This is a genomic window from Streptomyces sp. NPDC005811 (genome assembly GCF_040630405.1).
GTDB lineage: Bacteria > Actinomycetota > Actinomycetes > Streptomycetales > Streptomycetaceae > Streptomyces.
The window spans coordinates 1-14545 of the sequence record NZ_JBEXXK010000108.1 but is presented as its reverse complement, the minus strand read 5'-3'; the positions used below and the strand labels follow the sequence as shown (position 1 = coordinate 14545).

At 69.5% G+C, this 14545-nt stretch carries 13 protein-coding genes and 1 pseudogene; 9 read left to right on the top strand and 5 right to left on the bottom strand.

The window, feature by feature from the left end:
- The 4 genes and pseudogenes from ABZ490_RS51255 to ABZ490_RS51240 form a co-directional block, all read left to right on the top strand.
- On the top strand, positions 1-368 hold a 368-nt coding region (locus tag ABZ490_RS51255), incomplete at its 5' end, for a hypothetical protein (RefSeq protein WP_359007641.1).
- A gap of 129 nt (positions 369-497) precedes the next feature.
- Positions 498-710: pseudogene (locus tag ABZ490_RS51250) on the top strand (helix-turn-helix transcriptional regulator); the annotation flags it as partial.
- Between the two features lie 438 nt (positions 711-1148).
- Positions 1149-1640, top strand: a complete 492-nt coding sequence (locus tag ABZ490_RS51245; RefSeq protein WP_359007648.1) for a hypothetical protein — start codon at positions 1149-1151, stop codon at positions 1638-1640.
- 179 nt (positions 1641-1819) lie between these two features.
- Positions 1820-2317 (top strand): hypothetical protein, encoded by a 498-nt coding sequence (locus ABZ490_RS51240; RefSeq protein WP_359007638.1) that lies wholly within the window; start codon positions 1820-1822, stop codon positions 2315-2317.
- A gap of 96 nt (positions 2318-2413) precedes the next feature.
- On the opposite strand, the gene ABZ490_RS51235 is transcribed toward ABZ490_RS51240, so the two are convergent.
- Both ABZ490_RS51235 and ABZ490_RS51230 read right to left on the bottom strand, forming a co-directional pair.
- Positions 2414-2971 (bottom strand): XRE family transcriptional regulator, encoded by a 558-nt coding sequence (locus tag ABZ490_RS51235; RefSeq protein ID WP_359007635.1) that lies wholly within the window; start codon positions 2969-2971, stop codon positions 2414-2416.
- Positions 2972-2986: 15 nt separating this feature from the next.
- Positions 2987-5251, bottom strand: a complete 2265-nt coding sequence (locus ABZ490_RS51230; RefSeq protein WP_359007632.1) for a helix-turn-helix transcriptional regulator — start codon at positions 5249-5251, stop codon at positions 2987-2989.
- A 137-nt stretch (positions 5252-5388) separates the two neighbouring features.
- Here ABZ490_RS51230 and ABZ490_RS51225 point away from each other — a divergent pair, with 137 nt between their 5' ends.
- A complete protein-coding gene (locus tag ABZ490_RS51225) occupies positions 5389-7197 on the top strand; it encodes a zeta toxin family protein (RefSeq protein WP_359007629.1) in 1809 nt (602 codons plus the stop codon).
- On the opposite strand, the gene ABZ490_RS51220 is transcribed toward ABZ490_RS51225, so the two are convergent.
- A complete protein-coding gene (locus ABZ490_RS51220) occupies positions 7184-7471 on the bottom strand; it encodes a hypothetical protein (protein WP_359007626.1) in 288 nt (95 codons plus the stop codon). The two genes, ABZ490_RS51225 and ABZ490_RS51220, sit on opposite strands and share 14 nt — an antisense overlap.
- A gap of 115 nt (positions 7472-7586) precedes the next feature.
- Here ABZ490_RS51220 and ABZ490_RS51215 point away from each other — a divergent pair, with 115 nt between their 5' ends.
- The 3 genes from ABZ490_RS51215 to ABZ490_RS51205 all read left to right on the top strand — a co-directional run bounded on the left by ABZ490_RS51215 (position 7587) and on the right by ABZ490_RS51205 (position 10837).
- Positions 7587-10268 carry an ATP/GTP-binding protein gene (locus ABZ490_RS51215; protein ID WP_359007623.1) on the top strand — a complete coding sequence of 894 codons (2682 nt, stop codon included), beginning with the start codon at positions 7587-7589 and terminating at the stop codon, positions 10266-10268.
- Between the two features lie 66 nt (positions 10269-10334).
- Positions 10335-10595 carry a type II toxin-antitoxin system Phd/YefM family antitoxin gene (locus ABZ490_RS51210; protein ID WP_359007620.1) on the top strand — a complete coding sequence of 87 codons (261 nt, stop codon included), beginning with the start codon at positions 10335-10337 and terminating at the stop codon, positions 10593-10595.
- A complete protein-coding gene (locus ABZ490_RS51205; RefSeq protein ID WP_359007617.1) occupies positions 10592-10837 on the top strand; it encodes a type II toxin-antitoxin system RelE/ParE family toxin in 246 nt (81 codons plus the stop codon). Before ABZ490_RS51210 ends, ABZ490_RS51205 begins: the two co-directional genes overlap by 4 nt.
- A gap of 295 nt (positions 10838-11132) precedes the next feature.
- Here the strand turns inward: ABZ490_RS51205 and ABZ490_RS51200 are convergent, their stop codons facing one another.
- On the bottom strand, positions 11133-12095 hold the full coding sequence (locus ABZ490_RS51200; protein ID WP_359007644.1) for a winged helix-turn-helix domain-containing protein: 963 nt from the start codon (positions 12093-12095) through the stop codon (positions 11133-11135).
- A 322-nt stretch (positions 12096-12417) separates the two neighbouring features.
- On the opposite strand from ABZ490_RS51200, the gene ABZ490_RS51195 reads away from it, so the two are divergent.
- The gene (locus tag ABZ490_RS51195) at positions 12418-12762 is read left to right on the top strand and encodes a hypothetical protein (protein ID WP_359007613.1); all 345 of its coding nucleotides are present in this window, start codon (positions 12418-12420) and stop codon (positions 12760-12762) included.
- A gap of 762 nt (positions 12763-13524) precedes the next feature.
- Here the strand turns inward: ABZ490_RS51195 and ABZ490_RS51190 are convergent.
- A complete protein-coding gene (locus tag ABZ490_RS51190) occupies positions 13525-14013 on the bottom strand; it encodes a hypothetical protein (protein ID WP_359007610.1) in 489 nt (162 codons plus the stop codon).
- Between the last annotated feature and the right edge of the window lie 532 nt (positions 14014-14545).

The window sequence follows — 14545 nt, the reverse complement described above, 5'->3', positions numbered from 1 at the left end:
GGGCGACCTCGGAGAATCATCTCCGGGTCGCCCTCGTCGTCGCGACTGGTGGCGCGGTCTCCCTATCCGAAAGCGAGGACCCCCTAAGGGTCGAACTCGAGGTACTCGCCGTCTGTGAAGGGCACCGCCTGCAGATGAACGGCGCGGTGACTGCCCTCCTTGATGCGGATCATGTGAGAAAGCCAGCGACAGTGGTGACGACGAGAGCCAGCAAAGTGAGAGTGGCCGCGAAGGTCATGCCACCACGGCTGACAGCTGCTGCCGGGCTCGCGCCCTCAGCGCGAGCCAGCAGTCCGGCCGCGAGCGCAGCAAGCAGCGCAATGATTACGGCGACGGTAATCGCCAGGATGGTGAGAACGGTGGTGTAGGGCGACGGCACGGCCGGCTCCTTGGGCTGCGTGGACGGAATGGATGCAGCGACCTTGCCGATTCGGGTGCACGTCAGGGTGCAGCCGTACGAAGATGAACACCCTTGAACACCTTGTGGGGGGACGGGCATGGAGGACGCCGAAGCGGCACAGGCGTTGACCCATTTGCGGCGCAAGCTCCGGGAGCGTCTTGGGACGGAAAGTCTGACCACGACCAGCCTGAGCAGGCGGGCACAGGTGGGAAGAACGACTGTCAGCAAGGCCTTGAACGACGGTAATGATCGGCCTACATGGCAGACGACCGCAGCCATCGCGAAGGCACTGCGCCTCCCTCCGGAGGAGATCACAGCCTTGCACGAGCTTTGGGAGCAGTCAGACCCACGAAGATCCGAAACCCCCGCGACGGCGCCGCTCGGTGTATCCGAGTCCGTGTCACCGTCGCCGTTGTGGCGGCAGCCCCGCGTGCGGCTTGCCGGGGCTGCGTGCGCACTGGTCCTGGCCGTGGCCGTCGGGGTCCCCCTGTGGTTGAGTGATTCCGGTTCGGCTCACCGCAGCCCGCCATCCGGCCAGCCCTCAGTGCTTACTTCGTCCCCTGCCTCGGGACCATTGCTGGTGACATCGAAGTGGCCGACCGTGAAGACCTGCGATGGTGCAACGTCTGTAGCCATGCCGGCTGACGGTAAACCGCTAACGGACTTCACTGCTCAGGCCCAAGACTTCCGTTCCACGGTGACAACTCAGAAGAACAAGGGGGGCACATGGGGTGAGGGGCACCTTTATGTGGATCTCAGCACGAAGGACGACACCACCGTCACCATTGACGAGATCCACCTGTCGACACGGGTCCCCGAGCGCATCAACGCGCCAGCGTGGGTGGCACTGACCCAGGGCGGCTGCGGTGATGTACAGGACAGAGTCTTCAAGCTCGATCTGGACAAACCCCGATTGGACGATCAAGGAGTCCAGGGTCCGTTACAGCCCGGCGACAAATCGGCCCGGACCAACCCGCTCGGGTCAGGATTCACTGTGAACGCCAAGGACCCGGCCATCATTCGGGTGGATGCCAAGGCCTGCCGCGGGAACTACCAGTGGAGCCTGGTCATCGACTACAGCTACAACGGCAAGCCGTTGCAGAGGGTACTGGGGCCCTTCAAGACGTTCAGCGTGCCGAACAGCGGCACGCGTGCATATGTGCCAGACCTGCGGACTGGCAAGCTCGGCGAACCGCTGCAGGAGGTAGGCAGCCCTACCGGATGCCCCGTGACGAGCTGATGATCACCCCAATACAGCCTTCAGCTCGTCTCATCCTGCCAGTTGTGACGGCGGTAGCCCTGCTGGCGTCCCTCACCGCCTGTGAAAGCCATCGAGATGGCCCGCCGGAGCATGACCGAGTCACGGCGGATACGGCATCGGGCCCACATCTGGACCTACACACGGTCGACTGGCCCAACATGACCATCCCAGGCTCTCTCTGCCGCTCGCCCGATTCCATCCGGCTCCGCGACGGCGTGGCGCTGAATGTGCCGTCGCACTTCGATGGCCCAGAACCCAATTTCCCGCAGGATGTCAGCGCCCGAACCGACCAGCTCGCCTTCGGCGATCTCACCGGCGACGGCCAGGACGAAGCAGCACTGCCTGTCCTCTGCGCAAACCACAATTCCACTGCGGCTGGCCAGACGGCCATGGGCATCATGGTTTTCGACGGCAGCAGCGGACAGCCGAAGCTGCTGACCACACTCAATAGTCAGCAGAAACGACAGGGGGAACCACCGAACTTCCTGGAAGTTCGACAGATCACGCGGAGCCGGATCGTGGCTGACGAAACCTTCTACGGTCCAGCAGATGCCAACTGCTGTCCCTCGGGACACGCCAGCGATGTGTGGCGCTACTCCAACGGAACGGTCAAGCCAATCAGGAGTGCGGTCACCGTCGCTCCCAGCAGCGGATAGTCAAGCGCGCGAAGCGCGCTGCACATCCGCCCCCAACGGCCGCGGGCGAGTCCGAACCAACTGGCCCGGGCTCGCGGACTGTTCGTGGCGCGGCTGCTACAGGCCGAACTCAAGGTGCTCGATGTCGGTGAAGCGCACCTCTTCCAGCTGGCCGGCGCGGCGGCCGCCGTCCTGGAAGTACACCTCCTTGAGCGCCTCGGCCGCGATCTCCTTGAGCTGCTGCTCGGTGGCGCCGGCCTCCTTGGCTTCGAACAGCCGGGCGGCGTAGCGGGGCGGCAGGGCGACGGTCAGGTGCCGGATGCGGTCCTGGTCCGTCGACCCGATCGGCGCGGTGTAGCCCATGCGGGCCCGGGTGTCGATGACGATGCCGCCGGTGGTCGCCGCCTTCTGCCGGGCCTGCGCCCGGATCTGTGGCTGCCAGCGGGCCTTCACCTCGCGCTCCAGGCGCGCGGCAAGGTCCGGGCGGGGCTTTTTGATCTGGTCTTTCACGTACCGCTCGACGGTGCGCTGGGAGATGCGCAGCATCTGGGCGACGGCCTTGGTGCTCTTGAGCTGCTTGACCAGGTACCGCATCTGCGCGCCCGCGCTTTTGGGTGCCGGGCGGGTGAACGCCTTTTGCACCGCGGCGTCCAGGCCGTCCCCGAACATGCTCATCGCCTGCGTACTCCCCTACTCGCCGTTGTCGACGTCGGTGACGGTGCCGTCCTTGATGTACCGGGCCAAGTTGAGCTCCGGCGCGCTGAACCGCTCCCGGACCTCTTCGCCCCACAGGACGTCCTGCGTGCCCTCGTGCTTGACCAGGCCCGGGTTGATGCCGAGCTTGAAGCCGCCGGGCAGCGGCTTGCCCTCCCGGTAGGGCAGGAAGTCCAGCGGCGAGGGCCCGTCGGCCGCGTAGACCACACAGTCGGACAGGACCGCGATCGGGTACTGCCCGGTGAACGCCGCATGCTTGACGATCTTGCGGTGCAGGTTGATCCGGGTGCGGGAGATGACCGCCGCCCGGATGTCCGGCCGCCACGTCGGGCGGGACAGCGCCCGCCACGGCTCGCCCGGACGCCAGCCCTCACCCCGGGGCCGCTCGCGCAGCTTGCCCAGACCGCCCTTCACCGTCGCCTTGACCGCCGAGACGACGATCGCCAGCTCCGGGTCGCGGCCCTTGTAGCCGTCCATCGCCGCGAGGAAGTCGGCCGGGGCCAGGTCGGCGTCGACACCGAGGTCGGCCATCGTGGCGAGGTAGGCGTCGCGCAGCCGGTTGTACCAGCCGTCCAGGTAGCGGCCGTTGTCGTACCGCACCCACGCCTCGGTCGGGCGCACCTCGTAGCCGAGCTCCACCGCGTACGCCACCGTCGGGGTCGTGTACCAGGCCGGGCCGGTCGGGCGCTCACCCTTCGGCGTGAACGGGCTCGGCAGCAGGTCGCCGTTCAGCTCCACCCACTCCTTGCCGACCTTCACCTTCGACAGGTCGACGTGGCTCAGGTCCACCAGCCAGCTGCCGGGCAGCTTCGGGTCGAAGACCGGGCTGGTGACGTGCGTGGCCGCACCGAGGCCGACGGTCAGCCCGTTCGCTCCGGCGGCGAACGCCATGTTGACGTCCAGGCCGACCAGGTGGCGGCGCAGGCATTCGTCGTCCGTCATCGGCCGCGCCCAGTCGAACGCCTCCTCGAACAGCTTCTCGCCGGGGCCGCGCACGTGGAACCGGGGCAGGTCCTTGAGGACCGGGTGACCGTCGGGAACCTCGCACGGCGGCCAGTCCATCGGGTCGATGGCGTCCTTGCCCAGCGAGCCGGGGGTCTTCTCGTCGGCCTGGCGCAGGGCGCCGGTCTCCTCATCGCGGACGGCGTAGGTCGGCGGGTGCAAGGCGGTCATCAGCTCCAGGCCGGTGACGGCGGTGGAGCCGCGCGGCGTCATCACCCTCGACGCGTAGACGCCCAGGACGCGGGCGAGTTCCGCCGGCGGAAGCTGCGCGGCGTCGCTCCAGTGCCGGGTGTCCAGCGCGTTCCACGACGGGATGCACAGCTGCACGCACTGGCGCTCCGAGCCCCTGGCCGGGCGGTAGATCCGCGCCCACGGCCCGAACCCGCGCTTCGTGAGCTGCCAGTCGGCGCGGGTCAGCTGCTTGATGACCTTGTGGCCCTCCGGGATCCGCCCCGCGTGCCGCTCCTCCTCGGTGAGGGCGACGGGCAGGCCGTAGCGCTCCAGGGCGGCCTCGGTGAGCACGATCAGCGGGTCGGCAGGCTTGCCCGGCCCGGACAGCTTCGGCTGCCCGAGCTTCGCCTCCTTCAGCGTCCAGTCGATCAGGGACGGCAGGGACTTGGCGGGCACGTCTAGGACCAGGCCGCCGACGCAATACGCGAGGACCTGGCCGTCGTCGTCGACATCGACGACGGCGAGCGGGCCGTTGACGAAGCGAGGGTCGACACCGGCCGGGATGTTCGCCGGGGCGGCCTTCCGCGCGGCCGGGCGGCGCGACGTCGTCGACGGCCGGGCGGCGCGGGCCGGACGCGATGCAGCGGCCGGAGCGGGCTCTGGGGCGGTGGCGGGCTGGGTGTTCTGTTCAGTCGTCATGGCCGCAGCCTCGGAGACCGGGCCTGTGGATACGGGCCGCACTTCCTGGGCTGGTGCGGGAGTGCCCGTGAACGTCTCCGGTACCGCACGCGCCGGGGCCCCCTCTGCCTCTGGGGCGGGGAAGCGCGCGGCGAGGTTTTCGAGCAGTCGGGCGTAGGCGGCGCGCTGCGGCGGCCGCGGCTCGGTCTTGCCAGTCTCCCAGTTCCCCACCGCCTCCCGGCGGGTTTCCAGGGCCTTCGCGATCTGGGTCTGGGTCAGCCCGGCTGCCTCGCGCAGTCGCTTGCGCTCAGCAGGTGGAGGCAGATCGTCTTGGGCGACCTGCTCCAGCAGCGCATCGACGGCGCTGAACAGCTCGTTCTCAGTGGGCAAGGGGTTCACCTCCACTCACCACCATACAGTAATCACGCATCGGATCGCGCATTGATTCGCTCATCGATCGCTCATGATGTTAGGTTGATCTCGCCTCTCAAACGCACGGAGGCAGGCAGAAGTATGAGGAGGGCCTGTTGGAGGCTTCGGTAGCTCCCGCCGTTGCAGCGCAGCTGAGCGAGGCAGAACATCAGCAGGTCCTCGCCGAGGGCTTACCGGCCTGGACCGAAGGCGCGGTCCGTCAGGACCGGCCGGTCGTCCTGCTCGTGGCCGGCCCGCCCGGGAGCGGGAAGACGACGCTGGCCGAACTGCTGCAGGCAGCCTTCGCGCGGCGCGGGGGCGCGGTCCGGATCGGAAGCGATCGCTACAAGCAGGCGCACCGGAGGTACCGGACGTACATCGAGGAGGACGTGCGGACAGCCGGGATGCTGGTGCGGCCGGATACACGCCGGTGGCAGGCGGAGGTCGAGGCGTATGCCCGGTCGGTTCCGCTGGACGCCGTGGTGGAGACCGCTCTGACGGACCCGCAGGAGATCCGGGCCGGCTCGGCCGCGTACCGGGCGGCGGGCTACCGGGTCGAACTGGTGGTGCTCGCCGTCGCCGAGGCCCTGTGCCAGCTGAGCGTTCTGGAGCGGTTCCTGGAACCGGGCGGGGACGGCGGAGGCCGGTACGTCGGCTGGGACAACCAGGACGGCTGCGCGGCCGGCCTGCTCGACACCCTTCACGTGGTGGAGGCCGAGCACCTCGTGGACCGGGTGCTGGTGGCGCGCCGCGGCCTGGAACCGCTGTACGACAACGAGCTGACCGCCGACGGGACCTGGTCACGGCCGGCGGCCGCGGCCGCCACGGTCCGAGCCGAGTGGCGACGTCCCTGGGACGCGCCCCGGTCCCGCGTCTTCCGGCGTGACCTGGTCCGCGCGGAAGTACAGGTCCACGACGGGCGGCTGCCCGCGGACCGGCGCCTTGCCGTCTCCCGCGACGCAGAGCGGGCCGCGGCCGCGGCCGAGCCGGTCCGCCGGATCGCTCACCCGCTGCCCGGACCGCCCGGCACCGGCTACCACCGCCTCAGCACGACCGAGCACCGCTGGGCTTTCGACGAGCTGATCGCCCCCTCGCACCTGGACCGGGCCCTGCGCCGGGCTACCGCGCACCCGGACCCGGTCGTGGTCTACCTGGTGGGCGAGCCGGGTGCCCGGCAGCTGGAGGCGCGGCGGATGCTGCGCCGGGCGATGCGGCCGGGCACCGTCGTGCTGGACCCCGATCTGCTGCGCGGCACCCACCCGGACCACTTCCAGCTCGTCAACGACCTCCCGAGGATGGCCGACGAGCTGGTCAGGCCGGATGCCGAGGACTGGCAGGCCGAAGCCGAGGCGTATGTCCGCGAACGACGCGGCGACCTGCTCATCGAGGCCGACTTCACCAGTGCCGCCGACTTCGCCCTCAGTACGGCCCGGTTCGCCCGCGCCGGCTACCGGATCGAGGTGGTGGTCCTGGCAGGGCGGGCCGCCGACAGCCGGCAGCGCACCCTCGTCGACCACGCCCGCGCTCTGGAGCTGGACGTGGTCACCGCGTTTCCCTCTCCGGCCGTGCACGCGCGGGCCTGCCGGGTCGTCGCCGACGTGGTGGCGGCCGCAGTCGCCGACCCGCGCATCAGTGCGGTGCGGGTGATCGACGGTGACCACCGGGCGCTGGGCCGCGACCACACCGCAGCCTGGGCTCTGACCGCAGCCCGGCACCGTCCCTACACCCCCGGGGAGGCTGCCCGCTTCCACTGCGTCCAGCGGGCACTGCACCAGGTCCTGCCCCGGCTACGGAAGGAGATCACCGGCATCACGGCGCAGGCGCAGCCTCTGATGCCCGCCCCGTGGCAGGCACGGCCGGTGGAGCACCGGCCGCTCCCCGACCGCCTGCCTCTGCCCGCGGCCGGCTGGGTCAGTCGCCGCTGAGTTCCCTGAGCCGGGCGGCGTAGGCGAGGGCGATCTGCACCGTCTCGTCCGCGCCGGCGTCCTCCAGCCGGTCCAGGTCGTCCAGGGCCTGGTCCCGGGCTGCCCGCAGCCCGTCGGCCGCCTCTGCGTCCAGGCCGCTGTCGCGGGCCTCGGTGAGGCGGGCGTTGTACCAGCGGATCACCTCCTTCACCGCGCGCTCGGCCTGGGCCGCGTCTCCCCCGGCCTGGTGCAGGGGCTGCTGGGAGGGGTCTTCAGGGCTGGCAGAGCTGGACACGGCGATACCACCTTGGTCGATCCGACGTACGTGACCAGCCAATTCTCTGTGAGGAACCGTCACCATAGGTGCGGCGGGCATAGGTTGATCCGTAAGACGATCATCAGGGGGAGCCGTGGCGGGACGGGATCTGCGGGCGCTGTTCAGCACCAACGACCGGCAGCTGGAGGTCGGTGAGGCGTTCACCAACCGCCAGGGCCAGTGGCAGATCGTCCAGGCCGCGCTCGGCGAGCACCTGGCCCGCGTCACGGCCCCCGGGTTCGATGTCGAGGACCTGGAGGCGCCGCGCACCAACATCCTCGCCTTCCACGGGGTCGGCGGCATCGGCAAGTCGACGCTGTCGCGCACGCTGGAGTCGGCACTCGCCGGCGCGGAAGGCCGTCCCGCCCGGTGGGGCGAGGCCGCCTGGCCCGCCCGCCCGGCGCTGCTCCCGGTCCGGATCGACCTCGCCCGCGCGGCCGGCACCGACTTCGAGCGGGTCATCCTCACCCTCCGCCTCGCCCTGGCCGCCCGCATCGGCAAGCCGCTGCCCGCCTTCGACATCGCGCTGCGCCGCTACTGGGAACACCAGCACCCGGGCGAGCCGCTGGAGGACTACCTCAGCAGCGGCGGCCTGGCCGCCCGCTTCGGCCGGGCACTGCCGCAGCAGATGCAGTCCGCGCTCAGTGACGTCGCCCAGGCCCTGCTCCTGCCCGGCACCGTCGGCACCGCGATCGGCCAGCTCACCGGCGCCCTGACCACCGCCCTGCGCGAACGGCGCCAGACGGTCCGGGCCCTGGCCCGCTGTACACGCCTGGCCGACCTCCTGGACGCCGATCCCGACATCGACGCGCTCTCCTACTACCCGCACCTGCTCGCCTGGGAGCTCGCCCAGCTCCCCGCCGACCGGGCGGTCGTGCCGGTGGTGCTGCTCGACACCTTCGAGGACACCGGCACCCGCACCCACCGCGACCTCGAACGCCTGCTGCAGCGTCTGGTGTGGCTGATGCCAAACGCGTTCTTCATCGTCACCGGCCGCAGCCGTCTGCAGTGGGCCGAGGCGGCGGTGGAGGGTCAGCTCGACTACACCGGTCCCACCGCCTGGCCGGGCCTGGCCGGACAGACCGTCCCCGGCCCCCGCCCCGCCGCCAGCCCGACCGCCGCACCGGCGTCGCGGCAGGTCCTGATCGGCGACTTCAGCGCGGAAGACTGCACCGACTACCTCGACCGCCGCCTGGTCCGCAACGGCCGGCCCCTCATCGGCGCCGGCCTGCGCGCCGTCATCGCCGAACGTTCCCACGGCCTGCCCCTGTACCTTGACCTCGCCGTGCTCCGCTACCTCGAGCTCAGCCGCACCGGCCGTACCCCCACGGCCGCGGACTTCGACGCCGACTTCCCCGCGCTGCTCACCCGCACGCTCGCCGACCTCACCCCCGACGAACGCCACCTCCTGCGCGCCGTCACCCTGCTGGACGCCTTCGACCTCCCCCTGGCCACCGCCGCCGCGGGACTGCCCCACCTGTCCGCGGCCGCCCGGCTCGTGGAGCGGCCCTTCGTGAAGCACGACGCCTTCGCCCTGTGGCCCTACCACCTGCACGCCCTCATCCGCTCCACCCTGCGCACCGCCGACGACGCCACCGACGACCGCTGGACCGACACCGACTGGACCAGGGCCGCCGACCGCGCGCTGGCCGCGCTCGGCGCGCAGTGGCAGGCCGGCAGCGGCCTGGACCGGCGCCTGCTGACCGGCTGCCTCCGCCAGGGACTCGCCCTCGCCCGCGACCACCGGCTCGAGCTGGGCTGGCTCACCGACGCCGCCTGGGCCTACACCGACGACTACGTCTGGGAACCCCTCCCCCTGCCCGCGCGGGACGGCGGTGATGACGCACTGACCACCGCCGCGGACGCCCTGGCGGAACTCCTCTCCGCCCTCGCCCGCCGCCAGCACGAACACCGTGCCACGACCGTCACCCGGCTCACCGGCGTCCTCGACACCGGTCTGCTGCCCGACGAACTCGCCGACATGGCCACCTACTACCGGGCCAAGGCCCTCCGCGACCTCGGACACCACGAAGCCTCCCGCGACGGCATGCGCCAGGTCGCCGACCGCGGAGGCCGCCTCGCCCCTGACGCCGCCCGCGGACTCGCCCACCTCGCCCGCGGCGCCGGCGACTTCCCCACCGCGGCTGGCACGGCCCGCACCCTCGGCTGGCCAGGCCGCGGCCAGCGCGTCCTCGGCGACATCCACTTCGCCCACGGCGACATGACCCGGGCAGCCGCCTACTTCACCGCCGCCCGCACCGAAGCCGAAGACCACGGCAACCTCGGCGAGCAGGCCATCGCCCAGGCCAACCTCGCCCTCGTCACCGCCTTCACCGATCCCGCCCGGGCCGACGACGAGATCGCCCTCGCCGCGCAGTTCCTGACCGGACTCGACCAGCGCGCCACCTCCCTCACCGCCCAGACCGCCGCCATCGCCCGCGACGCCGGCACCCCCGCCGGCCCCGAACCGGCCCGCGCCCTGCGCGCGGCGATCCACGAGGCCGGAATCACCGCCGCACACACCGTCCTCGAACTCGCCCTCGTGTTCCACCACACCGTCCGCGGCGAGCAGGATGACGTCCAGGCCGCCATCGACCGGCTGCACGCCCTCACCGAAAGCGGCGACCACGGCTACTACCGGGACATCGCGCACTGCCTGGCCGGCCTCCCCCTTCCCGCCTCCACCACGGTCTGGCTCGACGGCCCCGAGGAAGTCCGCGCCCGCTGGCACCAGCTCGTCCAGGACCGCCGAACCCACCTCGGCATCACTGAGTAGCGCTGGCGCTGGACCATACCGCAGGCCCGCAGGGCCGAATGTGCACACTTCTGTAAGGTGGTGTGCATGACGGAGACGACCTACTCGATCGTGGAAGCCCGCGCCCGCCTGGGCGCCATCGCGCGCGAGGTCAGCGCCACCCGGGAACCTGTCGCCATCACCGACCACGGGCACACCGTCGCCATACTGGTCAGCCCCGCCGACGCCCTGGAACTACAGGAACTGCGCGCGCTGGCCGCCTACCGCGCCCGCCAGGCCCGCGGCGAGAACGCCGGCGTCTCCCACGACGAGGCGTACCGCCGCGTGTTCGGCGGAGCTGAGGCGTGAGCTACGAGATCATCTGGGAGCCCGAGGCCCTCACCCAGGCGGAGCGGTTCGCCAAGGACGACCCCGACGGGGTACGGCAGGTGTTCACCGCCGTCGACCACCTCGCCGACAACCCCCGTCCCGACGGCGCGTTCGGCAGCGCCGACCTGCTGCGCATCCACGTCGGCACCTACCGCGTGATGTACGAGATCAGCGACCGGCAGATCCGCGTCACCGTCATCCACCTCGGACGCGTGCGCTGACCGCACCCCGTACACGCACCAAGCCGGTCCTCCGGCCCCGGCTTGGACGCCTCCGGCCCCGGCCGGACCCGGACGTAGGCCACAGACGACGCGTTGCCGCAGGAACCCGTCGGGATACCGTGCTGCACATGGCCAACGCCCCGACACCCCACAACCTCACGGCGCTCCTGCTGGTGGGCGGCGTTGGCCTGCTCGGGCATGAGGTCGGCGAAGGCGGTGCGGACGGTGCCCCGGCAGCCGCCGTTCTCGCGGGCCAGGCGGCGATGGACCGGGGAGTAACTCGGGGATGGCCTCATCACGCTGGGCCAGGTGGCTTGTTTGATGTGTGGTTCAAAAGGCGGAGCCCAAGCTGGCTGGGACTGTGTAGTGCGGTGTTTCGCAGCCGGACGGTGATGATCAGGCCAGCTTCACGCAGGACGGTGGCGTGTTCGCTGGCACTGGAAGGGGCCAGCCCAGCGAAGCTCGCCAGTTCCCGCGTTGAGCAGCCGGAGTGCTCGGCAATCGCGGTGAGTACGGCAGCTCGTGTGTGTCCAAGTAGCGCGGCAACCGGATTTCCCTGTGCGAGCGCTCCTTTAGGAGCAAAAGCGATCAACTGATGGAGCGGCTGGTCATGACTGGCTGGGTAGGTGACGGCAGGCTGGGGCTCCGCGTCGTAGTAGATATTAGGTGCCGTAAGCATCATTGACGGCACGAGCAGAAGGCCTCGGCCTTCCAGATGCAGGTTGTACTCGTTTCTGTCCCCGGGCGTAGAAATCTCCAATACCGGAGCATGCCAGCGCATGCGCTGTGGATTCGCCTGGCTCAGCAACTGTTCGACGCCACCGTGCAACACATGCTGCATCCGCACCGACCGGTCGGCCGTGAGGACGTTGGCCATCTCTGGCCTGTAGGGAGCGAGAAGGATCTCGTAAAGAGCATTGAGACCGTCGCAAAGATCACTGAGAAAGGCAGGTTCGGTGAGCCGGCGTGTGAGAAACGGGACTCCCGTAGCGCTGCCGTGAGGGAGGATTGTGTCCAGCGCCGTCTGAATCTCTCTGATGGGTGTGGCGCGTACTTGCTCGATGAGTTCCGCCGGTGAACCAGTCTGTGGTGCGCCAATGAAAGTCGGCGACCATCCAACGCGCGGGATGAAGCTCAGGGCCAGGCGTGCTGAAGCAGACAGTTGCCTAAGTGACTGCTGGCGCCAAACACTCAGACGAGCCGATGGCTTCTTATCCTGCAAGGCCCTTGCAGCCGACTTCAACTCCACGAGTGACATTGGTGCTTCAGCCACCCTCGTGCGCGCTATGTCCTCGGCTGTGAAGTGGATACGAAAGACCATGGGATCCCTCCGGCGGAGTGTTGCACACTCCCGATGATCTTTCCGTTTTGTCGTTGTTCGGACTAGGTCGAATCAGGTCGCGGCTCCAACCATCAGCGGGCCAGTCTGGACGTTGCCGGACGGTCGTGACGTCACCGGGGGGAAGCAACGGCCGTCCGGCATCCCCGTCCTGCAGCATCACGATGGCCCGGATTCCAGACTTCCCGAAGGTTTCCGGCAGGCCTCCCCGACATGGTGAGAACACAGCATCTCACTCGACATGAACGGAGACATCACCGTGCGCATGCGCATACTCATCGCAGGCGTCGCCGCTGGCGCCGCGCTCCTCACCAGCGGATTCACCGCCCCTGCTCAGGCGTCCGGAACCGCGCAGGACCAGAACCGGGCCGTGGCAGACGAAGGCTGGACGTACGCACTCAGGGCAGGCGATCCGGTCAGGGACAGCTACAAGTCGTCCGCCACCGTGCTCTGGCGCACGGAGAAGTACGGGCAGGCCCTCCACTACTACAAGACCAAGGTCAACTCGGCTGGCAACCTCTGGTACCAGCTCGACGACCCCGACTGGGGCTGGATCTACTGCGGAAACGTCGCGGCACCCTGCTGAGCCGCCGGTCATCCCGGAGCTCCTAGAGCCAGGAGCTCCGGTCTCCGGACCGTCGGCTGGGACCGTTCTCGCGGCCACCGCGGTGGCGGAGACCTGACGTAATGCGCGACGAGTACGCCAAGCGCCCCTCCCATCGGCACAAAGGCCGCCACCCTCGGCATGGGGGTTGGCGGCCTCCGTCAGTCGCAGGCCACCCGGCTGAGGATCATGAGGATCGCCTCCTCATACCCTGCAATCACTCCAAAGAGTGACCACACGACCAGGCCCGATGGTAAGGACAAGCTGACGGGCGCCCCTCCCCTCACAGCGGTGTGCGTGAGGAGCAGGTCCTCGCCCAGCTCGCCGACCGCGCCCAGCTGAACGACGACGGCACCCTGTCCGTCGCCCCTTTCGCTCCGTGAGCATGAACTGCTGCTGGCAGCTGACCGCTGAGGAACTCGCCGCGCTGGTGTCTCTTGGGATGGAGTGGGCGGCGTAGTTTCTGCTTACCGAGTGTTTCCGGATTCGGTTGCGGAGGACTCGTACGGAGCAGTCCAACACGCCAATAAAGGGCTGGTCACCGATATTTGTTAAGGAAGGTGGTACGGCCGCTTCTCTTCCGCCGTCGTGGATGCCGTGCGTCATGTGATCGGCGGTACGCACTGATGGCCGATTAGTCTGCTCGGAATGAGCCGTTCTCCGGGTGGATACCCTATGCCGGAACCCCGGCCCAATTACGGCGGGCCGGGGTTCTGATCTTGCAAGGAGTGCTTGTCTCTGCTGTCAGGCCACGCGGAAGCTGCCCACGATGACGCCCGGGAGCCCGTCGAACGCTACCGGCGGTGCGGGGACTGCGTTGGTGGTGCTGCCCGGGCCGACCACGGCGGCGGGAGCACCCGAGTCACAGGTGATCCCGTTGTAGAACTGGACGGTCTTCCTGCTGTTGTTGCGGATGTTGAAGCTGGTCGCGCCGGCTGCCGGGTTGGCCACGTTGATGACGGCGATGCAGGAGCCGGGGTCTGCCGGGTAGGAGCGTTCGTTGATCTGGATCCGGCCGTCGTCGTCCCTGGCGTTGTCCCGGTTGTAGCCGTAGCTGTCGTTGCTGTCACCGCCGAGCGGGGCGCTGGCGGGCGCGGCCTCGTGGACGGCGGGGGCGGCGGGGGTGGACCGGGGCGAGGCTTCCGGGACGGCGTTGGCGTAGGTGACACCGGTGACGGCCGCGGCCGCCACCCCCGCTGAAACAGCGATCACCGCGATGGTGCGAGCACGCATGACGTTCTCCTTTCCTTTCGGGGTCGGCAGATCAGCCGACCGAGGATGAACGTAATGAGGCCCGTTTCCTGGCGCCATCTCGGAATTCTGAGAATGCCTGGTGGAACGAACCTGACTGGGTGTATGGAAACGCACCTCATTGAGCGACATAGACATGCTCTGACGTGCCGTCAAAAATGTGCTGAGCCTGATCACTTCGATTGGCATAACCACCCGAGCGGGGTTTTCTTGACAACCTGTCACTCCCTTGGGTGCAACCCCTGCCGCCCGAGACAGTCGAACCCCTGAGTGTCGGGCTGGCCGGCGCCCTGTGGGCGCGCAGGCCTGTGCTCATGGGTGTTCCGCCGCGTTGGCTCTGCCCACGGGGATAGGGTGCCGATGTCGGCGGCGCTCTGTCTGGAGAGGGTCTCCGTGCGGTTGAGAGGGGCGGGGGGGGGGGGGGGGGCCCCCCCCCCCCCCGGGCCCCCCCCCCCCCCCCCGGCGCCCCCCCCCCCCCCCACCACCCCACCCCCCCCCCCAACCCGGGGGTGAG